The sequence below is a fragment of the Ruegeria sp. CI8 genome, assembly GCF_056536865.1.
Genome location: NZ_JBQFQL010000002.1, coordinates 77,781 through 99,166 on the forward strand (window position 1 = coordinate 77,781; position 21,386 = coordinate 99,166).

Below are 21,386 nucleotides of genomic sequence, written 5' to 3' on the forward strand. Positions count from 1 at the left end.
ACGGAACGGCAAGGAATTCGTGCCACGCTGGCGGAACAAAACCGGGAAAGAGCGTTCGAGTGTTCTATTACAAGCGAAGCAGCAGCCTTGTGGGTGGGGCATTCAACCTTGCGGAACTGGTGTTTCATGCCGTGGTCCGCAACATCCGCTCGCAGCATTCCAACGCCGTAATCGCCATCATGATGAACATCGTCCAGGTCGTTTTGATGGCGACCGTGTTCTATTTCATCATGTCGTTTCTGGGCGGACGGGTTGCCAAGATACGGGGTGAGTTCATCCTGTACATCCTGTCCGGCATCTTTCTGTTCATGACGCACATCAAGTCCGTCGGTGCGATCGCGGGGCTTGGAGGCACCAACAACCCCATGATGCTGCATTCGCCGATGAACATGATTGTTCTGCTTTTGGCCGCCGCCTTCGGGACCTTGTACACGCAGGTCGTTTCAATCCTGGTGATCCTGTTCGTCTACAGTGTCGCGGTCAATCCGATCGAGATGCAGGACCCGGGCGGCGCGTTCGCGATGCTGATCCTTGCGTGGTACACCGGCTGCGCGGTCGGTCTGGTCTTCATGGCGCTCAAGCCGTGGATGCCGCAGACCTCCACCATTCTCAGCAATGTCTATCGCCGGATGAACATGATCTTCTCGGGCAAGATGTTCGTGGGCAATGCGCTGGGCGGGTGGATGCTGGCCATGTTCGCCTGGAACCCGTTGTTTCACGTGATCGATCAGTGCCGCGGTTTCGTGTTTCGCAACTATTTTCCGCGCAATTCCAGCTGGGAATATGCGCTTTGGGTCGGTATCGCCCTGATGATGATCGGGTTGCTGGGAGAGTTCTTTACCCGCAAGCACATCTCGAAAAGCTGGGATGCGCGCCGTTAGGTTGCCACGCGCAGCGTCAGGTTGATCCGGCCCCCTTTGGGCAGCAGGCGCGAAGAGCCGAAGCGGATCCGGTCGATACCGTGATAGGCCAACCGGGCGGGACCGCCCATGACGACCACGTCGCCGGAACTCAGCCAGACGGACTCGGTTTTGCCGCCGCGGGTCGTGTTGCCGATCCGGAACAAGGCGTCATCGCCCAACGAAACCGACAGGACCGGCCACGAGAAATCGGCCTCGTCCTTGTCCTGGTGCATTCCCATCTTTGCGCCTTCGCCGTAGTAGTTGATCAGACAGCAATCGGGATCTCGAGCGGTTCCGGCAAGGTCGCGCCAGATCGACAGGATTGGGTCCGGAATGGCAGGCCACGCCATGCCCTTGGGGTGCGCGTCCTGGTACCGGTATCCGGCCCCGTCCGACACCCAGCCCAACGTTCCGGCAGACGTCATGCGAACCGACATTTTGCGCCCTGAAGCGGTGCTGGGATGAAACAGCGGAGCGGCTTTCAGAATCGGCCGCAAAAGCTCGATGATCTGCTGCTGAGCAGCGCCGTCCAGATGGCCTTTTCGGATGTCGAACCCCCGTAAATTCATGCGCGTCATGACAGAAACCTCATTCCTTTCGAAATCCTTGCCAAAAAAGGCCCAAGATTCCCGAAAACCTGCATTTCACAACGCTTGCAGGCCTCAGGCCTCGCCCTTATATACGCCGGGACGCGCGATGGTGTAGACCTGTCGCGCCCAGCAGATCGGGGCAGGGATGCCGTAACGGGTTCCGGCCTCGGGACATCGCCTTGAAAAGAAAGGGATCGAAAAATGGGAAAAGTAATCGGGATTGACCTCGGGACCACCAACTCGTGCGTAGCCATCATGGACGGCGCACAGCCGAAGGTCATCGAAAACGCGGAAGGGGCGCGGACCACGCCCTCGATCGTCGCCTTCACCGAAGACGAGCGACTGGTCGGGCAGCCGGCGAAACGCCAGGCGGTCACCAACCCCGACAACACGATTTTTGGCGTCAAGCGCCTGATCGGGCGTCGTGTGGATGACGCAGAAGTCCAGAAGGACAAGAAAATGGTGCCCTACGCCATCGTCGATGGCGGCAACGGCGACGCTTGGGTCGAGGCCCGCGGGCAGAAATACTCCCCAAGCCAGATCTCGGCCTTCATCCTCGGCAAGATGAAAGAAACCGCCGAAAGCTATCTGGGTGAAGAAGTCACGCAGGCCGTGATCACCGTTCCGGCCTATTTCAACGACGCTCAGCGTCAGGCCACCAAGGACGCCGGCAAGATCGCCGGTCTGGAAGTGCTGCGGATCATCAACGAACCGACTGCCGCAGCGCTGGCCTATGGCCTGGACAAGCAGGACAGCCAGACCATCGCGGTCTATGACCTTGGCGGTGGTACCTTCGACGTGACCATCCTGGAAATCGACGACGGCCTGTTCGAGGTCAAATCGACCAATGGTGACACCTTCCTGGGTGGTGAAGACTTTGACATGCGCATCGTCAACTACCTGGCCGACGAGTTCAAAAAAGAACACGGCGTCGACCTGAGCCAGGACAAGATGGCGCTGCAGCGTCTGAAGGAAGCCGCAGAGAAGGCCAAGATCGAGCTCAGCTCGACCACCCAGACCGAGATCAACCAGCCGTTCATCTCGATGGGCGCGAACGGTCAGCCGCTGCACATGGTCATGAAGCTGACCCGTGCCAAGCTGGAATCGCTGGTCGGCGACCTGATCAAGAAGTCGCTGAAGCCCTGCCAGGCCGCTTTGAAAGACGCCGGCATCTCGGCCAGCGACGTGGATGAGGTTGTTCTGGTCGGTGGTATGACCCGGATGCCGAAAGTCATCGAAGAGGTGACCAAGTTCTTTGGCAAGGAGCCGCACAAAGGTGTGAACCCGGACGAAGTCGTGGCCATGGGTGCTGCGATCCAGGCCGGTGTTCTGCAAGGCGACGTCAAGGACGTGGTTCTGCTGGACGTGACCCCGCTGTCACTGGGCATCGAAACTCTGGGCGGCGTGTTCACCCGCCTGATCGACCGCAACACCACGATCCCGACCAAGAAGTCCCAGGTCTTCTCGACCGCCGAGGACAACCAGAACGCCGTGACCATCCGGGTGTTCCAGGGTGAACGTGAAATGGCTGCGGACAACAAGATCCTGGGCCAGTTCAACCTTGAAGACATCCCGCCGGCCCCGCGCGGCATGCCTCAGATCGAGGTGACCTTCGACATCGACGCCAACGGCATTGTCTCGGTTTCGGCCAAGGACAAAGGCACCGGCAAGGAACAGAAGATCACCATCCAGGCCTCGGGCGGTCTGTCGGAAGAAGACATCGAGAAGATGGTCAAGGACGCCGAGGAAAACGCCGAAGCCGACCGCAAACGCAAGGAGCTGGTCGAAGCCAAGAACCAGGCCGAAAGCCTGATCCACGCGACCGAGAAATCGATCGAGGAGCATGGCGACAAGGTCGATCCGTCGACCATCGAGGCCATCGAACTGGCGCTGGCGGCCCTCAAGGACGAGGTCGAGTCGGACAATGCCGACAAGATCAAGGCTGGCATCCAGAACGTGACCGAAGCGGCCATGAAACTGGGTGAGGCGATCTACAAGGCGCAGTCCGAAGAGGCCAGCGACGAACCGGCAGCCGCGGATGCGGGTCCCGGCGATGACGACATCGTCGATGCCGAGTTCGAAGACTTGGACGATGACAAGCGCAACTAACGGGTAACCGGGCCGATTCGGGCCGGTCCGGATGCCGGGCCGGCCCGTTTACGTTGAGGCAGAAGGAAATACCGATGTCAAAACGCGACTATTACGAAGTGCTCGGCGTGTCCAAGGGTGCTTCGGCGGATGAGATCAAGAAAGCTTTTCGCCGGAAGGCGAAAGAGCTGCACCCCGATCGCAATAAAGACAACCCGGACGCCGAGGCCCTGTTCAAAGAGGCCAACGAGGCCTATGACGTTCTGCGCGACGCTGACAAAAAGGCCGCGTATGACCGGTTCGGCCATGCTGCGTTCGAGAATGGCATGGGCGGCGGCCAGCGTGGTGGCGGCTTTGGATCGGGCGATTTCTCCAGCGCGTTTTCCGATGTGTTCGATGACCTGTTCGGCGATTTCATGGGTGGACAGCGTGGCGGCGGCGGACGCCGGGCTGCTCGCGGTTCGGACCTTCGCTACAACCTGAGGGTTTCGCTGGAAGAGGCCTATTCCGGCCTGCAGAAAACCATCAACGTCCCGACAGCCGTGGCCTGTTCGTCCTGCGAGGGCACCGGCGCCGAGGGCGGAGTTGAACCAACCACCTGCCCGACCTGTTCCGGCATGGGCAAGGTACGCGCACAACAGGGCTTTTTCACTGTCGAGCGCAGCTGCCCGACCTGTGCGGGCCTGGGGCAAATCATCAAAAACCCCTGCAAATCCTGCCACGGCTCGGGCCGGGTCGAGAAGGAACGCGCGCTGTCGGTCAACATTCCGGCAGGCGTCGAAACCGGCACCCGCATCCGTTTGGCGGGCGAAGGCGAGGCCGGGATGCGCGGCGGTCCTCCGGGCGATCTCTACATCTTTGTCGAGGTGACTCCGCACAAACTGTTCGAGCGGGATGGCCCGAACCTGTATTGCCGCGTGCCTGTCAGCATGGCGAAGGCGGCGCTGGGCGGTTCGATCGAGGTGCCCACCATCGACGGTGGCCGCGGCCGGGTGCAGATTCCGGCCGGCAGCCAGTCGGGCCGGCAGATGCGCCTGCGCGGCAAAGGTATGCCTGCGCTGCGGGGCGGCGGTATCGGTGACATGTTCATCGAGCTTGCGGTCGAGACTCCGGTCAACCTGACCGCGCGGCAAAAAGAGCTGCTGCAGGAGTTCGACGATTTGGGAGAGGACAACCACCCGGAATCGAAAAGCTTTTTCTCATCCGTCAAATCCTTCTGGGAGAGAATGCAAAGCTGATCCCAGCGTTCCAGAGACCGAAAGGCCGGCGTATCATCGCCGGCTTTTTTGTTTCCTAAGTCCAGTTTGGACCGAAACTGCGCGGAATTGGCCCTTGATTCTCGGCCTCAGCCTTGAGAATGTCCGCGCCAACCGTTGGGGTGCCCCGGAGCCGGGGCTGAGAGGCGCGAGCCAACCCATCGAACCTGATCCGGGCAATACCGGCGGAGGGAACGGTCTAAAACACTCAGACGTTTTCCATGCCCGCGTTGCCCCACATGTAAGAAGGGAGCGACATGGCGCATATCGCTTTGACCATCGCAGGATCCGACAGCGGCGGAGGGGCCGGTATTCAGGCCGATCTCAAAGCGATGTCGGCGCTGGGTGTGTTCGGTGCCAGTGTCATCACCGCGGTCACCGCCCAGAACACGCAGGCGGTCACCGCTGTGCATGGTATCCCGCTGGACGTGATTGCCGCGCAGATCGACGCGGTTCTGTCCGATCTGGACGTGCGCGCGGTCAAGATCGGCATGTTGGCCACGCCCGAGATCATCCAAACCGTCGCCGACGGCCTGTCCGGCTTTGCCGGGCCCATCGTGCTGGACCCGGTGATGATCGCCAAATCGGGCGATGCCCTGCTGGCGCGCGAGGCGGTGCAAACGTTGCGCGAGGTGCTGCTGCCCCGCGCCACCGTCCTGACCCCGAACCTGCCCGAGGCCGCCTGTCTGCTGGACCGGCTGGTCGCCGAAACGCCCGAGGAGATGGTCGCGCAGGGCCATGACCTGTGCACCCTGGGGGCTGGGGCCGTCCTGATGAAAGGCGGACACGGCAAGGGCGATACCTGCCATGATCTGCTGATCGATCAGAACGGCGTCATCGGTGAATTTACCGCGCCCCGTCAGGACACGCGCAACACCCACGGCACCGGATGCACCCTGTCCTCGGCCGTCGCGGCCGTTCTGGCCAAGGGGCTGCCTCTGGTCGATGCGGTGGCGCAGGCGCATGACTACCTGCAAGGCGCGATCACCCGCGCGGATGAGTTGCAGGTCGGCTCGGGCCACGGGCCGGTACATCACTTCCACCGTGTATGGCCGGCGTGACGGTCTGGTCGGTCATAGGTGCAGGCGTCGCCGGCTTGGCAGTGGCCTCGGAACTGGTGGCGCGGGGCGCGCGGGTGCAGGTGTTCGATCCGGGCGGGCCGCCCGGTCCGCATGGGTGTTCCTGGTGGGCCGGCGGCATGCTGGCGCCGTGGTGCGAATATGAAAATGCCGAGGAACCGGTGCTGAGGCTGGGGCAGCAGGCGATCGACTGGTGGGCGGCCCGCACCCGGGTCGCGCGGCAGGGAACGCTGGTCGTGGCCAACACGCGCGACCTGCCCGACCTGCGCCGCTTTGCCCGCCGGACCGAGGGGTTCACGCAGGTCGATCAAGCGAAAATCGCTGAATTAGAGCCTGATCTGCACGGGTTTTCCCAAGGCCTGTTCTTCGCCGACGAGGCCCATCTGGACCCTCGCCGCGCCCTGCAAGACCTTTATCGCGGTTTGCAGGACAAGGGCGTCGAATTCCTCCGCAAGCTGGCCCCGTCGCGGCTGGAAAACGCCATCGACTGCCGGGGCCTGCACGCGCGCGACATCCTGCACGACCTGCGCGGCGTGAAGGGTGAAATGCTGGTGATCCGCTGCCCCGACGTGACGCTGACCCGGCCCGTGCGGCTGTTGCATCCCCGGATGCCGCTCTATGTCGTACCGCGGGGCGAGGGCATCTACATGCTGGGCGCAACGATGATCGAAACCGAGGACAGCAGCCGCATCACCGCGCGCTCGATGCTGGAGCTGCTCAGTGCGGCCTATGCGCTGAACCCGGCCTTTGGCGAGGCCGAAGTGCTGGAGATCGGCGTCGATCTGCGCCCGGCCTTTCCCGACAACCTGCCGCGCATCCGCCGGCTGGGGCGGACGATCTATGCCAACGGGTTGTATCGCCACGGCTACCTGCTGGCCCCGGCGCTGGCCCGGGGCGTGGCCGATCTGGCGCTGGAAAACACACATTCGGAGATGGTCGATGAAGATTGTGCTTAATGGCGCGCCGCGCGAGGTCCGCGCCGAAACCCTTGGCGACTTGCTGGCGGAATGCGGCTTTTCCGGCCGAGTTGCCACCGCGGTGAACGAGGAATTCGTGCCTTCCAGCCTGCGCATCGCGCACAAACTGGCCGAGGGCGACCGGGTCGAGGTCGTCGCACCGATGCAGGGGGGCTGAAGATGAAGACGTTTTACGGCACCGAACTGCCCAACCCGCTGATGCTCGGCACCGCGCAATATCCCAGCCCGGCGATCCTGGAACAGGCCTTCCGGGGCAGCGGCGCGGGTGTCGCCACCGTCTCGCTGCGGCGCGAGGGCGCGGGCGGAGCCGGTCAGGCCTTCTGGTCGATGATCCGCGATCTGGGTGTGCTGATCCTGCCCAATACCGCCGGCTGTCACACCGTCAAAGAGGCCGTCACCACCGCCCACATGGCGCGCGAGGTGTTCGACACGCCGTGGATCAAGCTGGAACTGATCGGCCACACCGACAGCCTGCAACCCGACGTGTTCCAACTGGTCGAGGCCGCGCGCATTCTGACCGACGAGGGGTTCCAGGTGTTCCCTTACACCACCGAAGACCTGATCGTGGCCGAGCGCCTGCTGGCCGCCGGGTGTCAGGTGCTGATGCCCTGGGGCGCGCCGATCGGGTCGGGGCGGGGTTTGAACAACGAATACGCCCTCCGTGCGATGCGGGCTGAGTTTCCCGACGTGCCGCTGGTGGTGGATGCTGGCATCGGCCTGCCCAGCCACGCCGCCCACGCGATGGAGCTGGGCTATGACGCGGTTCTGCTGAACACCGCCGTCGCCCGTGCGGGCGATCCGGTGGCGATGGCGCAGGCCATGGCGCAGGCGGTGCAGGCCGGGCAATTGGCGCATCAGGCCGACCCGATCGAGCCGCGCGACATGGCCGAACCCTCGACCCCCGTGATCGGAAAGGCCTTTCTGTCATGACGCTCGACCGCTTCTACCCGATCTTCGATCATACCGATTGGCTTCGGCGGATGCTGCCCTTGGGCGTGAAGCTGGTGCAGCTGCGCATCAAGGATCAGCCCGACGAGGTGGTGCGCGCGGAAATCGCCACCGCGCAGGCCCTGTGCCGCGATCACGGCGCGGTGCTGGTGGTGAACGACTATTGGCAGGCCGCCATCGACGTGGGTTGTGACTGGATTCATCTGGGGCAGGAGGATCTGGACGGTGCTGATCTGCCCGCCATCCGCAAGGCCGGGCTGAAACTGGGCGTGTCCACCCATGACGATGACGAGCTTGAACGTGTGCTGTCGATGGACCCGGACTATGTGGCCTTGGGGCCGGTCTATCCGACCATCCTGAAAAAGATGAAATGGCACCAACAGGGCCTGCCGCGCGTGACCGAGTGGAAACGGCGCGTGGGCGACATCCCCCTGGTCGGCATCGGCGGCATGAGCGTCGAGCGTGCGCCGGGCGTGTTTCAGGCCGGGGCCGACATCGTCTCGGTCGTCACCGACATCACCCTGAACCCTGACCCCGAAGCGCGGGTGCGCCAGTGGATCGAGGTCACGCGATGAGCCGTTACGCCCGCCAGATGATCCTGCCCGAGGTCGGGGCCGAGGGGCAGAACCGCCTTGCCCGCGCGCGGGTTCTGGTGGTGGGCGCCGGGGGGCTGGCCGTGCCCGTGCTGCCGCTGTTGGCCGGGGCCGGGGTGGGGCATCTTACCATCGTCGATCCCGATACGGTGGACCTGTCGAACCTGCACCGCCAGACGCTGTTCACCGAATCCGATTGCGCCCGCCCCAAGGCCGAAGCCGCAGCCGAACGCTGCCGGGCGCTGAACAGTGAGATCACCGTTGAGGCCAACAAACAGGCTCTAACACCGGCAAATGCCGCCGATCTGGTGGGCGAGGCCGATTTGGTTCTGGACTGCGCCGACAGCTACGCGGCCAGCTATACGCTGTCGGATACCTGCCTGGCGCAGGGCACGCCGCTGATCAGCGCCTCGGTTCTGGGCCTGTCGGGGTATGTCGGCGGGTTCTGCGGCGGCGCGCCGTCTCTGCGCGCGGTGTTTCCCGACGCGCCCGACAGCGGCGCCAGCTGCGCCACCGCAGGCGTTCTGGGCCCGGTCGTGAGCATGGTCGGCGCGATGCAGGTGCAGATGGCGCTGGGCGTGATCCTGGGCCTCGATCCCTCGCCCCTGGGCCAGATAGTGCAGGTGGATGGCCGTACCTGCTCCAGCAGCGGATTCCGCTTTGACACCGCGCCGGAGCCCGACAGCCATTTCCCCTTTGTCGCGCCCGCGCAGCTGACCCCGGACGACCTGATCGTCGATCTGCGCAGCGTCGAGGAGGCGCCCAGGCCGATCCATCCTAACGCCCGCCGCCTGACGGTAGAGGCGCTGAAAACCGACCCTAACAAGGGCAAAACGCTGGCTCTCTGCTGTACCACCGGGCTGCGCGCCTGGCGCGCAGCCGAGGAACTCCACCCCCATTGGCCCGGCCGGATCGTTCTGGTCGCCGCCGCAACGTCGTGAAGCAAAAGGAAACGCAGACCATGAAGAAACTGATCACCGCCCTTGCCCTGCTGGCCGCCGCGCCCGCCTGGGCGCAGGACAAGATGACCGTCCTGCTGGACTGGTTCGTGAATCCCGACCACGGGCCGATCATCGTGGCGCAGGAAAACGGCTATTTCGCCGAACAGGGGCTTGAGGTCGAAATCGTCCCGCCCGCCGATCCGTCGGCCCCGCCGCGCCTTGTGGCCGCCGGTCAGGCCGATCTGGCCGTGTCGTACCAGCCGCAGCTGCACCTGCAGATCCACGAGGGCCTGCCGCTGAAACGGGTCGGGACGCTGGTCGCCACGCCCCTGAACTGCCTGCTGGTTCTCGAGGACGGCCCGATCAAATCGCTGGCCGACCTCAAGGGCAAGAAGATCGGTTTTTCGGTTGCCGGTGTCGAAGAGGCGATCCTGACCGCGATGCTGAATGCGCATGGCGTGTCGCTGGACGATATCGAGATGATCAACGTCAACTTCTCGCTGTCGCCGTCGCTGATGACGGGGCAGGTGGATGCCGTGATCGGCGCCTTCCGAAATTTCGAGCTGAACCAGATGGACATCGAAGGCGTTCCGGGCCGCTGCTTCTACATCGAGGAAGAAGGCGTGCCTCCCTATGACGAGCTGATCTATGTGGCCAACCCCGAAACGATGGACAAGGACATGATTGCCCGCTTCCTGGCCGCAACCGAGAAGGCCACGCAGTATATCGTGAACAACCCGGAAAAAAGCTGGGAGATCTTCGCCGCCACCTCGCCCGAGCTGCAGGACGAGCTGAACGCCCGCGCCTGGGTCGACACGCTGCCGCGTTTCGCGCTGCGCCCGGCGGGCTTTGATGCCGGCCGCTATGCCCGGTTCGAGGCCTTTCTGAAAGACTCCGGCATGATCGACAGCATCAACCCGGTCAGCGACATCACCATCGACGTGACCGTGCAATGAGCGACTATGGCAAAGCCTTCGCACTGATGCGCGATGCGGCGCAGGGGCCGTGGCGGGACTATACCCGCCACGCCTTTGTCGAGGGGCTGAAGGACGGCACCCTGCCGCGCGAGGCGTTTCTGCATTATTTGCGGCAGGATTACGTGTTCCTGATCCATTTCTCGCGCGCCTGGGCGCTGGCGGTGGTGAAATCGGAAACGCATGCCGAGATGCTGGCCGCGTCGCGCACGGTGAACGGTCTGATCAGCGAAGAGATGAAGTTGCATATCGGCATTTGCGAGGCCGAGGGCATCAGCCAGGACGAGCTGTTCGCCACGCCCGAACGCCCCGAGAACCTGGCCTATACACGCTATGTACTCGAGGCCGGCTACAGCGGTGATCTGCTGGATCTGCTGGCGGCGCTGGCGCCCTGCGTGATGGGATACGGGGAAATCGGCACACGGCTGGCGGCCGAGGCCGCCTCGGACACCTATCGCGACTGGATCAACGCTTATTCCAGCAGTGAATATCAGGAAGCCTGTCAGGCTGTGGGTGAACTGCTGGATTCGGCTCTATCAAGGCGACTTGGGGCGGATTTCCGTACCACACCGCGTTGGGATCGCCTGTGCCAGACCTTCCGCACCGCGACCGAGCTCGAGGTGAACTTCTGGCAGATGGGTCTGACCCCATGACCCCGCCCCCTGATCTGACCATCAGCGGACAGGCTAGTATCGACAGCGCGCCCTTGTTTGCGCCGCTGACCCTGTCGCTGAAGACCGGGCAGTGGACCTGCCTGCTGGGCGGATCGGGGGTCGGCAAGACCACGGTTCTGCGCCTGATCGCCGGGTTGGCGACCGGGGCCGAGTTCACCGGCGAGATCCGCGCCAGCGACAGGCTGCCGGTGGCCGAGCGCGTAGCCTACATGGCGCAGGACGATCTGCTGCTGCCCTGGGCCACGGTGGCGCAGAACGTGGCGCTGGGCGCCCGGCTGCGCGGCGAGCGGGTCGATCAGGACCGCCGCGCCCGGCTGATCGAACGGATGCGGCTGCAGGACCACATGACCAAGAAGCCCTCGGAACTTTCGGGCGGGCAGCGTCAGCGGGTGGCATTGGCCCGGACCCTGATGGAAGACAAGCCGATCATCCTGCTGGACGAGCCGTTCTCTGCGCTGGATGCGCGCACCCGTGCAGACATGCAGGATCTGGCTGCCGAGGCTTTGCAGGGACGGACCGTCCTGCTGGTTACCCATGACCCGGCCGAGGCCGCGCGTCTGGGCCAGTCGATCATGGTGATGACGCGACACGGCCTGACCCCATGCCAACCGCCTCACGCGCCGGTGCCGCGGAAGGTGGACGATCTGGAAACGCTGGAGACGCAGGGCGCGCTGCTGAAACTGCTGCGCGAGGAGGTGGCATGAAGACGCTCTCGGCCCTTGCCGCGACGCTGTTTGCGCTGGTCCTCTGGCAAGCGATCGTCACCCTGACCGGCCTGCCGAAATTCATCCTGCCCGGCCCGGCATTGGTGGCCGAGACCTGGTGGCAGAACCGCTGGCTGATCGCCGAACACACCTGGATCACCGCCATCGAGGTGCTGATCGGTTTGGCCTGCGGCACCGTGCTGGGCGTCGTCACCGCGCTGCAGCTAGCCAATTCCCGCGCTGCGCGAGTGCTGGTGCAGCCGATGCTGGTGTTCACCCAGGCGCTGCCGGTCTTTGCGTTGGCACCGTTGCTGACCCTGTGGCTGGGCTATGGGCTGTGGTCCAAGGTCGCGATGGCGGTGCTGATCATCTATTTCCCCATCACCTCGTCGTTTTTCGACGGGCTGATGCGCACGCCGTCCGGCTATCTGGACTTGGCCCGCACCATGCAGGCCAGCCCGCGCAGCGTGTTGTGGCATATCCGCATCCCGGCGGCGCTACCCTCGCTGGCTTCGGGGATGCGGCTGGCGGCGGTCTATGCCCCGATCGGGGCGGTGATCGGCGAATGGGTCGGCTCGTCGCAGGGGCTGGGATACCTGATGCTGCTGGCCAATGGTCGCGCCAAGACCGACCTGATGTTCGCTGCGATGCTGACGCTGGGGGTGTTCTCGATCCTGCTGCATCTGGCCGTGCGCCGCGCCACGGCCCGCATGGCCGGTGAGGCGCGTTAACCATTCGGAAACCGATTCTGGGGCAATCATGGGCGCATGACCAAGGACGCTTTTGCCGAAGCCCCATCGCTGTTCGAAACTGACGAAGCGCCGGTGACGCCGCTGCCCACGGGTCGGCTGCCCTCGTATATCAAGGACCACCGCAAGCGCCTGCGTGAACGGTTCATGTCGGGCGGCGCCGGGGCGATGCCGGATTACGAGTTGCTGGAACTGGTCCTGTTCCGCTCGATCCCCCGGCAGGACGTGAAACCGCTGGCGCGGCTGCTGCTGGATACATTCGGCGATTTCAACCGGGTGCTGACCGCCCCTGTGGAACGCCTGCGTCAGATCAAGGGCGTGGGCGATACGGTCATCACCGACCTCAAGATCCTCGAGGCTTGCGCCCATCGCATGGCCCGCGCCCGGGTGATGCAGCGGCACGTGATTTCCAGCTGGGACGCGTTGCTGGATTATTGCCACACCACCATGGCGCATCGCGAGATCGAGCAGTTCCGCGTGTTCTTCCTGGACCGCAAGAACGTGCTCATCGCGGATGAGGAGCAGGCCAAGGGCACCGTCGATCACGTACCCGTCTACCCGCGCGAGGTCGCCAAACGCGCGCTGGAACTAAACGCCTCGGCGCTGATCCTGGTGCACAATCATCCGTCGGGTGATCCAACCCCGTCGCAGTCGGATATCGACATGACCAACCGCATCAACGATGCCTGCGCCGCACTGGGGCTGACCTTGCACGACCACCTGATCATCGGCAAATCGACCGAGCTGAGCTTCCGCTCGGAAGGTTATCTCTGACCGCTAGCGCACCCAGACTTCGACACGACGGTTGGCCTTGCGGCCCCATTCCGTGTCGTCGCAGGCCATGGGCATGGCTTCACCGAAACCTTCGACGGCGATCTCGACGGTTTCGGGGACGGCGGTTTCGATCGCGGCAAGGATCGCGTTCCGCACTGTCTGTGCGCGCCGCAAGGCGATGCGGGCATTGGTTTCCGCAGCACCGTCTCCGTCACTGAATCCGACGAAGACCAGTTTGCGCCCGTCATACTGGCCCGATTCAAGCGCCTGCGCCATTTGCAGGATGTTCGATCGCGACTGCGCGTCTGGCCGCGACGATCCCGGCTCGAACCGGAAAGACACCGACAGGCGCGACAGCGGGCGCAGAGTTTCGATCATCCGTTGCAGTTCTTCCAGACCCACCTCGGACCCACCCGAGGTGATGGCGTTGGCCAACCGGTCGCCCTGAAGCCCAAGACGTACCAGTTCGTGGGACTGGTCGACGAAACCGGCTTGCCGGATGACCATCTGTGCCTCGGGGCTTTGGACATACGCCAGAAACTGGCGGGCGATCTTCGGGAGGCGCCGCTGTGGAAGATACAGGAACATCGGCAGGGTCAGCGGATAGTCCTCGGTCTTGATGGCGGCGCGCGTGGCGCGCAATGCGTGACCGCATCCGCCGGCCAGCGGCAGACTGCGCACGTTTTGCGGGTCAGCGTGGCTGACGATACCGAGTGCGAACGGATCGCGCGCAACCGCTGCTGCCAGTTCCGCGCTGCGGGTGTGGCGGATCACGTCCTCATGCGCCTGCACACCGGCTGGCTGCATCACCTGGTCTTGCACGGCCTGACCAACACCGGTTGTCACATCCGGCAGATGAATGGCGATGGGGGCATCCGGGCCACCGAGCTGTGCCCAGTTGGCGACCTCGCCATTTATGACCCGCGCCAGGTCCGAAACCGAGATCTGCTGGATCGGATTGTCCAATGAGACCACCGGCACCAGCGCGCCAAGAGCCACCACCCGCGACCGGCGCGGTCGGGACAGGTCGCCCAGACCGTTTTCCTGCGCCGCCGCGGCCTCCTGCGGGCGGATTTCGCGCATCGCCAAAGCGATGTCTGCCTGATCGGCGGTCAGATCGGCAAAACCGCGGTCGGTGTCCGAAACGCGCAGGAAAAACCGCGCCAAAGGGGCGGTTCGATCCGGCTGACTCAGGGCAAAGACAAGCTGCGCAGGGTCTGTGCCTTCGCTTAGCACGTTCAGGTTTTCTCGTTGCGCAAAGCCTTCGATCAACGCCGGAAGTAGGGATTCGGCCATCACCGATGCGCCTGAGAAGTGCACTTCGGCCACAAAGTCGATCAGGTTGGGGCAAGCCGGACCGTCGCAGGTAACGCCGGATCCATCCACCGTCAGCTCGCCGAACTGGGTGTCCACACGGTAGAACTCACCATCAAACCCCAACAGGTTCCCGGTGATCTCGACCTTGCCGTCATGCGAGGTCAGCGTGATGTCCTGAGCGAGGGCGCCTGAAGCGCCAGCCATCAACGACAACATCGTCATCGTCGCGCGAAGATACTTCATAAAGACCTGTTGACCTGCCTGCCGTTACTTTGCGGCGATTGTCAGGTCTTGGAACAGATTATTCAACACCAGAAAGTCCTGTCCGCTGTCGCAGGCCGGGAGGGTGATCGACAGCTCTCGCGACCGCAGCCCCTGATCGTCCAGCAACTCGAGCACTTGCAGATCCAGGTCCTGTCCACAATTCCGGGGAGTCACTTCGGCCTCGACGCTCAGGGCGACGGTGCCATTTGCGTCGGCCGCGTTGCGGGGGATCGAATAGATCTCGACACTGCGCGCGCCGGCAATGCCGAAGTGGACAACCTGCCCGGTGCCGGAACTGCTGGTGTTCGACCAGACATGCCCGGCTTCGCCATAGGATGCACCGAACTCCAACGCGTGCAGCTGCAATTCGGTGTCCCCCGTCCATTGCAGCGCAACGCGGTCATAATCTGAAAAATCAGGAATGTGAGTGGTGGCGACAGTGCCGCGCTGGTTTTGGAACGAGATCAGGAAAATGGCGTATTCCGACAGGGCGGGAATGGACAGGTCCAGACGACCGTCCTTGTCGGTTCGGGCGCTGAACGTCATGCCGCTGTGGTGCAGCTCGACGGTTTCATCGGGGTTGCAGGGGGCCTTCAGGGTCAAACGTGCTGTCGCATTGGGGGCCGCCATTGCGCGGGCCCGGAGATCGCAGTTGACCTGCGCCTGAGGAACGGCAGGCTCAGCCCGGGGCGGAACCTTGGCCGAGGGTTCGGGGGCCGTGGACGCGGTCGGCGTTGCCGAGGTCAGCACGATTCCTTCCAACCCGGCAATCACGGTGCCTTCACCAGACGGCTGGATCATCGCCTGACGTGTTTCCTGCACGTCCGGCTGCGAGGCCGGTCCGTTCTGCATCAGGTAGCCGATGGCCAAGGCGCATGCGACCGTGCCACCTGTGGTCACGTAGTTCCGAATTACAAACAAGACACCCTCCCCAGTTGAAGGAGCGAGTCGGAGAGTGCTTAACAATCGCGGCCAATATGTGGCCGCGACGCGGACTCATTATGTCGGGAATCTGACCGGATCAGGCAAGCCGACCATGGCAGTGCTTGAACTTCTTGCCGGACCCGCAGGGGCAGGGATCGTTGCGCGACGGATTACCCCAGGTTGACGGGTCGTCCTCGACAAAGCCGGGCCGCGCATCGCCCGAGGCCTGCGCCTCGGCCACCGCTTCGGCCTGTTCGGCGGCTTTCTTGATCTGGGCCTGCTGCGCCTGCATCTGTGCCAGCATCTCGCGCTGCTCTTCTTCGGTCAGCGGGCGGACGCGGGCCAGTTGCTGGGTAACCGTTTCGCGCAGGCTGTCGAGCATGTTCTCGAACAGCTGGAAGCTTTCGGTCTTGTATTCGTTCAGCGGATCGCGCTGGGCGTAGCCGCGGAAGCCCACGACCGAGCGCAGATGTTCCAGGGTCAGCAAGTGCTCGCGCCACTTGCTGTCGATGGTCTGCAGCAGCACCTGCTTTTCGATGTTGCGCATGTTCTCGGGGCCGAAGGCGGCGGCCTTCTGGGCCATCATCTCGTCGGTGGCCTTGATCAGGCGCTCGCGAACCACGTCGTCATCGACCCCATCCTCGGCTGCCCACTCCTGCACCGGAACATCAATGTTCAGCTTTTCCTTGAGGGCCGCGTGCAGCCCGTCGGTGTCCCACTGGTCGGCGTAGGTTTTGGGCGGCATGTACTGGTCGATCAGATCGTCGATGACCTGTTCGCGCATGTCCGAAACGATTTCGGACAGATCGTCGGTCGACATGATTTCGCGTCGCTGGTTGAAGATCACCTTGCGCTGATCGTTCATCACGTCGTCGAACTTGAGAACGTTCTTGCGCATGTCGAAGTTGCGGCCTTCGACCTTGGCCTGCGCGCGCTCCAGCGATTTGTTCACCCAAGGGTGGACGATCGCTTCGCCTTCTTTCATGCCCAGGGTGGTCAGAACCTTGTCCAGCCGTTCCGAGCCGAAGATGCGCATCAGGTCGTCTTCCAGGCTGAGGAAGAACACGGTGCGGCCCGGGTCGCCCTGACGGCCCGAGCGGCCGCGCAGCTGGTTGTCGATGCGGCGGCTTTCGTGGCGTTCCGAGGCCAGAACGAACAGACCGCCGGCCTCCAGCACCTTTTGCTTTTCTTCGGCATGACGCGCCTCTTCCCGGGCGCGCAGTTCGGCTGGGTCGGCCTCGGGGTTCTCGGCCAGCGCCTGCATGACGCTCATTTCAACGTTGCCGCCCAGCTGGATGTCGGTGCCGCGGCCGGCCATGTTGGTGGCGATGGTTACCGCGCCCAGACGTCCGGCCTCGGCCACAATCTGGGCCTCCTGCTCGTGCTGGCGGGCGTTCAGGACATTGTGCTTGATGCCTTCCTGGGTCAGCATCTCGCTGAGCATCTCGGACTTCTCGATCGAGGTCGTGCCCACCAGAACCGGCTGGCCCTTGGCGTTGGCCTTCTTGATCTCTTCGATCATGGCCGCGTATTTCTCGGCCGCGGTGCGATAGACCTGATCATCCTCGTCGACACGGGCGATCGGCTTGTTGGTCGGCACTTCAACCACGCCCAGGCCATAGATTTCGGCGAATTCCTCGGCCTCGGTCAGGGCGGTACCGGTCATGCCGGCCAGCTTGTCATAGAGGCGGAAATAGTTCTGGAAAGTCACGCTGGCCAAAGTCACGTTTTCGGGCTGGATGGGCGCGCCTTCCTTGGCTTCGATCGCTTGGTGCAGGCCTTCGGACAGACGGCGGCCCGGCATCATCCGGCCCGTGAACTCGTCAATCAAAACCACGTTGCCGTCGCGCACGATGTAGTCCTTGTCCCGCTGGAACAGTTTGTGCGCGCGCAGGCCCTGGTTGACGTGGTGCACCACCGTGGTGCTTTCAGGGTCGTACAGCGACTGGCCCTCGGGCAGCAGGCCACTGGCGTGCAGCTGCTCTTCAAGGAACTCGTTGCCTTCATCGGTGAAGGTCACGCTGCGGGACTTCTCGTCGATCGTATAGTGATCGTCCTGCAGGGACGGGATCAGACCGTCAATGGCCGTGTACAGATCGGACCGGTCCTGGGATGGACCCGAGATGATCAGCGGCGTGCGCGCCTCGTCGATCAGAATCGAGTCGACCTCGTCCACGATCGCGAAATTGTGGTGCTTCTGGTAGACCTCGTTCAGATCCGCCTTCATGTTGTCGCGCAGATAGTCGAAGCCCAGCTCGTTGTTGGTGGCATAGGTGATGTCACATGCATAGGCCGCTTTTTTCTCGGCATCGGGCTGGCCCGACCAGATCACGCCGGTGGTCATACCCAACGCGCCGAATACGTTGCTCATCCATTCGGCGTCACGCTTTGCCAGATATTCGTTGACCGTGACGACATGCACGCCCTTTCCGGTCAGTGCGTTCAGATAGGCGGGAAAGGTGGCGACCAGGGTCTTGCCTTCGCCGGTTTTCATCTCGGCGATATTGCCCTGATGCAGGAAGATGCCGCCCATGAGCTGCACGTCAAAGGCCCGCAGACCCAGCGCGCGCTTGGCGCCCTCACGAACGTTGGCGAAAGCCTCGGGCAGCAGGTCATCTAGGCTCTCGCCCTCGTTGGCCCGCTTGCGCAGCTCTTCGGTCTTGGCTTTCAGATCGTCATCCGAGAGTTTTTCGAACTCCGGCTCCAGCGCGTTGATCTTTTCGACCAGCGGGCGGGTTGCCTTGATCTTGCGGTCGTTCGGTGTTCCGAACACCTTTTTGGCAAGCGTACCGAGTCCCAGCATGTTCACTCCAGCGGATCTTTTCTTGTCTTGGTTGCGACAGGCTTGCCCACCTTGCGCGCAACCCATAGATAGCTGGGAGGAAAAGATGGTCCTGTCAAAGGCTGCAAGCGATGTAAGCGGCAGGTTCCAGAGTGTCAACGCCACGCCCTGTCGCGGCCAGAATATAGGATGAATTCATGCCCAAAGGTCTCACTTTTCTGCCATCGCTGGCTCTTGCGGCCATGATGGCCCTGCCTGTCGCCGCTGAAACCGAACCCTCTGCCGATACGGTTGTGGCGCGCGTCAACGGCGACGAGATCACTTTGGGTCACGTGATTGCCACCGCGGCTGGCCTGCCGCCGCAATATCAGCAGTTGGAAGACGAGGTCCTGTACCAGTTCATCGTCGAGCAGCTGATCCAGCAACAATTGCTCAGCCAGGAGCAGGACGAGCTGACCCGCCTGAACGCTCTGATGCTGACCAACGAAGAGCGCTCGCTGAAGGCGGTGCAGACGGTGAACCAGATCACCGATGCCCAGGTGACCGACGACGCGATCCAGGCCGCCTATGACGCGCAGTTCGCGGACTTCCAAGGCGAGGACGAGTTCAACGCCAGCCACATCCTTGTTGCGACCGAGGACGAGGCCAAAGAGATCAAGGCGCAACTGGATGACGGGGCCGATTTTGCCGAGCTGGCCAAGGAGAAATCCACCGGCCCGTCCGGTCCCAATGGCGGCGCGCTGGGCTGGTTCGGCAAGGGGCAGATGGTGCCCGAATTCGAACAGGCCGTGATCGGGCTGGAAAAAGGTCAGGTCTCGGACCCGGTGCAGACCCAGTTCGGGTGGCATGTCGTGGTCCTGAACGACAAACGCAAATCCGAAGCGCCCGAGTTTGCGGCGGTGCGGGATGAACTGGCCCAGTCCGTTCGTCAGGAGGCCATTCAGGCCAAGATCGACGAACTGACCCAAGCCGGCAACGTCGAGCGCCCCGAGGTCGAGGGCCTGACCCCGGACGTGGTCCGCAAGCTGGACCTGGTTCAGGAGTAACCCGGCGTGGCCAAGATCACCAAGGTGTCTCCGCTGGCCCCCGCGGCCTTTCCTGATCTGCCGGTCATCGACGGTGTGCGGTTCGCCACCGTCGCCGCCGGGGTGCGGTATCAGGGCCGCACCGACGTGATGCTGGCGGTGCTCGATCCGGGTACCGCGGTGGCTGGTGTGTTCACCCGCTCGGCTACCCGTGCGGCGCCGGTGCTGGATTGCCAAGACAAGATCGGTGGGCCCAGCGACGGGCCGGCGGCGATCCTGGTGAACTCGGGCAACGCCAATGCCTTTACAGGGCAGTACGGGCAGGCATCGGTCGAGCAGATCACCGCAGCCGTGGCGCAGGCGACCGGTGTGGCGGAGAACCGCGTGTTCACCTCGTCCACCGGGGTGATCGGCGAGCCGCTGCCGCATGACCGGATCGTGGCCCGGCTGGACGAACTGACCGCCGGCCTGCGCGCCGACGCGTTGGAACAGGCCGCGCGGGCAATCATGACCACCGACACCTTCCCCAAAGGCGCCAGTGCGCAGGTCGAGATTGACGGAAAAACAGTCTCTATTGCGGGGATTGTCAAAGGGTCGGGTATGATCGCACCCGACATGGCGACGATGCTGGTCTATATCTTCACCGATGCGAAGATCGACCAATCGGCGTTGCAACGGATGCTGTCCGAGCAGACCGACCGGACTTTCAACTGCATCACCGTGGACAGCGACACCTCGACCTCGGACAGCCTGCTGCTGTGCGCGACCGGCGCGTCGGGCGTGGAGGCCACCGGCAGTGCCGAGTTCGCGCGGGCGTTGGAATCGGTGATGCTGGATCTGGCGCATCAGGTGGTGAAGGACGGCGAAGGCGCCACCAAATTCGTCGAGATCCGCGTGACCGGCGCCGCCTCGGACGCCGATGCCAAGGTGCACGGCATGGCCATCGCCAATTCACCGCTAGTCAAGACCGCCATCGCGGGCGAGGACCCGAACTGGGGCCGCGTCGTCATGGCGATCGGCAAATCCGGCGCGGCAGCTGACCGCGACACGCTCAGCATTTCCTTCGGCGATATTCTCGTGGCCGAAAATGGCTGGGTCAGCCCGACCTACCGCGAGGAAGACGCCGCCGCCTACATGAAGGGCCAGGAACTGGTGATCGCCGTCGATCTGGGGCTGGGCGAGGGTAAGGCCACCGTCTGGACCTGCGATCTGACCCACGGGTATATCGAGATCAACGCGGATTACCGGTCGTGAAATCTGAGCAATTCCAGCAAAAGTGGAGCCCGGTTTTGCGTCCGGGATTGAGACCATGAAAACGGTTCTCGTCTCTGCCGTCGCCTTGATCGACGTGGATGGGCGGGTGTTGCTGGCGCAGCGCCCGGAGGGCAAGGCCATGGCTGGGCTGTGGGAATTTCCCGGCGGCAAGATCGAGCCGGGCGAAACCCCCGAGGCCGCCCTGATCCGCGAATTGCACGAGGAACTTGGCATCGACACCTGGGCCTCGTGCCTGGCGCCGCTGACCTTTGCCAGCCACAGCTATGACGATTTCCATCTGCTGATGCCGCTGTTTGCCTGTCGCAAATGGCAGGGCATTCCGCAGTCGAAAGAAGGTCAGGCGCTGAAATGGGTGCGCGCGAACGATCTGCGCAACTATCCGATGCCGGCGGCAGATGTTCCACTGATCCCGATTTTGCGGGATTGGTTGTAGGGCGCAAAGCCAAGGACGTTCGAGTTGATAGGTCTGGATGTCTTGTATGCGGGACGAACTCGACATTCGCGGCAAGCGGCTTGAGCCGCCCAAAAACAACAAACGAAACCGCCCTAC

The 21,386-nt window shown here is 63.4% G+C and carries 21 protein-coding genes and 1 riboswitch; of the genes, 17 read left to right on the forward strand and 4 right to left on the reverse strand.

Annotated elements, in window-relative coordinates:
• Window positions 1-59: 59 nt before the first annotated feature.
• Complete coding sequence (locus ACR0DA_RS10985) at window positions 60-881, forward strand: ABC transporter permease (protein ID WP_480754000.1); 822 nt, start codon at window positions 60-62, stop codon at window positions 879-881.
• Here the strand turns inward: ACR0DA_RS10985 and ACR0DA_RS10990 are convergent.
• Window positions 878-1,480, reverse strand: coding sequence for an alpha-ketoglutarate-dependent dioxygenase AlkB family protein (locus ACR0DA_RS10990; RefSeq protein WP_480754002.1), 603 nt, complete (start codon window positions 1,478-1,480; stop codon window positions 878-880). The two genes, ACR0DA_RS10985 and ACR0DA_RS10990, sit on opposite strands and share 4 nt — an antisense overlap.
• A gap of 213 nt (window positions 1,481-1,693) precedes the next feature.
• On the opposite strand from ACR0DA_RS10990, the gene dnaK reads away from it, so the two are divergent.
• The 13 genes from dnaK (at window position 1,694) to radC (ending at window position 13,249) form a co-directional block, all read left to right on the forward strand.
• Window positions 1,694-3,601: a molecular chaperone DnaK gene (dnaK, locus tag ACR0DA_RS10995; protein WP_170342692.1), complete on the forward strand. Its 1,908-nt coding sequence runs from the start codon at window positions 1,694-1,696 to the stop codon at window positions 3,599-3,601.
• A gap of 74 nt (window positions 3,602-3,675) precedes the next feature.
• On the forward strand, window positions 3,676-4,818 hold the full coding sequence (gene dnaJ, locus ACR0DA_RS11000) for a molecular chaperone DnaJ (RefSeq protein WP_170361153.1): 1,143 nt from the start codon (window positions 3,676-3,678) through the stop codon (window positions 4,816-4,818).
• 126 nt (window positions 4,819-4,944) lie between these two features.
• Window positions 4,945-5,047: riboswitch (TPP riboswitch) on the forward strand.
• Between the two features lie 46 nt (window positions 5,048-5,093).
• A complete protein-coding gene (thiD, locus tag ACR0DA_RS11005; RefSeq protein WP_480754004.1) occupies window positions 5,094-5,897 on the forward strand; it encodes a bifunctional hydroxymethylpyrimidine kinase/phosphomethylpyrimidine kinase in 804 nt (267 codons plus the stop codon).
• Window positions 5,894-6,871 carry an FAD-dependent oxidoreductase gene (locus tag ACR0DA_RS11010; RefSeq protein WP_480754006.1) on the forward strand — a complete coding sequence of 326 codons (978 nt, stop codon included), beginning with the start codon at window positions 5,894-5,896 and terminating at the stop codon, window positions 6,869-6,871. The genes thiD and ACR0DA_RS11010 overlap by 4 nt, the downstream gene beginning before the upstream one ends.
• The gene (gene thiS, locus ACR0DA_RS11015) at window positions 6,855-7,049 is read left to right on the forward strand and encodes a sulfur carrier protein ThiS (protein ID WP_480754008.1); all 195 of its coding nucleotides are present in this window, start codon (window positions 6,855-6,857) and stop codon (window positions 7,047-7,049) included. The genes ACR0DA_RS11010 and thiS overlap by 17 nt, the downstream gene beginning before the upstream one ends.
• A gap of 2 nt (window positions 7,050-7,051) precedes the next feature.
• Complete coding sequence (locus tag ACR0DA_RS11020; RefSeq protein ID WP_480754010.1) at window positions 7,052-7,822, forward strand: thiazole synthase; 771 nt, start codon at window positions 7,052-7,054, stop codon at window positions 7,820-7,822.
• Window positions 7,819-8,415: a thiamine phosphate synthase gene (locus ACR0DA_RS11025; protein WP_170457044.1), complete on the forward strand. Its 597-nt coding sequence runs from the start codon at window positions 7,819-7,821 to the stop codon at window positions 8,413-8,415. Before ACR0DA_RS11020 ends, ACR0DA_RS11025 begins: the two co-directional genes overlap by 4 nt.
• Window positions 8,412-9,374 carry a HesA/MoeB/ThiF family protein gene (locus ACR0DA_RS11030; protein WP_480754012.1) on the forward strand — a complete coding sequence of 321 codons (963 nt, stop codon included), beginning with the start codon at window positions 8,412-8,414 and terminating at the stop codon, window positions 9,372-9,374. Before ACR0DA_RS11025 ends, ACR0DA_RS11030 begins: the two co-directional genes overlap by 4 nt.
• A 20-nt stretch (window positions 9,375-9,394) precedes the next feature.
• Entirely contained in the window at window positions 9,395-10,330 is a 936-nt protein-coding gene (locus ACR0DA_RS11035) for an ABC transporter substrate-binding protein (RefSeq protein ID WP_480754014.1), read from the forward strand.
• Window positions 10,327-11,001, forward strand: a complete 675-nt coding sequence (gene tenA, locus ACR0DA_RS11040; protein ID WP_480754015.1) for a thiaminase II — start codon at window positions 10,327-10,329, stop codon at window positions 10,999-11,001. The genes ACR0DA_RS11035 and tenA overlap by 4 nt, the downstream gene beginning before the upstream one ends.
• Complete coding sequence (locus ACR0DA_RS11045; RefSeq protein WP_480754017.1) at window positions 10,998-11,726, forward strand: ABC transporter ATP-binding protein; 729 nt, start codon at window positions 10,998-11,000, stop codon at window positions 11,724-11,726. Before tenA ends, ACR0DA_RS11045 begins: the two co-directional genes overlap by 4 nt.
• Window positions 11,723-12,457 (forward strand): ABC transporter permease, encoded by a 735-nt coding sequence (locus ACR0DA_RS11050; protein WP_170363994.1) that lies wholly within the window; start codon window positions 11,723-11,725, stop codon window positions 12,455-12,457. Before ACR0DA_RS11045 ends, ACR0DA_RS11050 begins: the two co-directional genes overlap by 4 nt.
• Window positions 12,458-12,493: 36 nt before the next feature.
• Window positions 12,494-13,249: a RadC family protein gene (gene radC / locus ACR0DA_RS11055; RefSeq protein ID WP_170405652.1), complete on the forward strand. Its 756-nt coding sequence runs from the start codon at window positions 12,494-12,496 to the stop codon at window positions 13,247-13,249.
• Window positions 13,250-13,252: 3 nt separating this feature from the next.
• Here radC and ACR0DA_RS11060 read toward each other — a convergent pair whose 3' ends face one another.
• From ACR0DA_RS11060 to secA, 3 genes are all read right to left on the reverse strand, one after another.
• Window positions 13,253-14,809, reverse strand: coding sequence for a phosphate ABC transporter substrate-binding/OmpA family protein (locus tag ACR0DA_RS11060; protein ID WP_480754019.1), 1,557 nt, complete (start codon window positions 14,807-14,809; stop codon window positions 13,253-13,255).
• 24 nt (window positions 14,810-14,833) lie between these two features.
• Window positions 14,834-15,751 carry a hypothetical protein gene (locus ACR0DA_RS11065; protein WP_480754021.1) on the reverse strand — a complete coding sequence of 306 codons (918 nt, stop codon included), beginning with the start codon at window positions 15,749-15,751 and terminating at the stop codon, window positions 14,834-14,836.
• 100 nt (window positions 15,752-15,851) lie between these two features.
• Window positions 15,852-18,557, reverse strand: coding sequence for a preprotein translocase subunit SecA (gene secA, locus ACR0DA_RS11070; protein WP_480754022.1), 2,706 nt, complete (start codon window positions 18,555-18,557; stop codon window positions 15,852-15,854).
• Between the two features lie 176 nt (window positions 18,558-18,733).
• On the opposite strand from secA, the gene ACR0DA_RS11075 reads away from it, so the two are divergent.
• From ACR0DA_RS11075 to mutT, 3 genes are read left to right on the forward strand one after another with little or no spacing between them, the layout of a single operon-like run.
• Entirely contained in the window at window positions 18,734-19,582 is an 849-nt protein-coding gene (locus tag ACR0DA_RS11075) for a peptidylprolyl isomerase (protein ID WP_170447277.1), read from the forward strand.
• A gap of 6 nt (window positions 19,583-19,588) precedes the next feature.
• A complete protein-coding gene (argJ, locus tag ACR0DA_RS11080; protein WP_480754024.1) occupies window positions 19,589-20,815 on the forward strand; it encodes a bifunctional glutamate N-acetyltransferase/amino-acid acetyltransferase ArgJ in 1,227 nt (408 codons plus the stop codon).
• Window positions 20,816-20,870: 55 nt separating this feature from the next.
• Window positions 20,871-21,269 (forward strand): 8-oxo-dGTP diphosphatase MutT, encoded by a 399-nt coding sequence (mutT, locus tag ACR0DA_RS11085; protein ID WP_005979926.1) that lies wholly within the window; start codon window positions 20,871-20,873, stop codon window positions 21,267-21,269.
• Window positions 21,270-21,386: the final 117 nt, after the last annotated feature.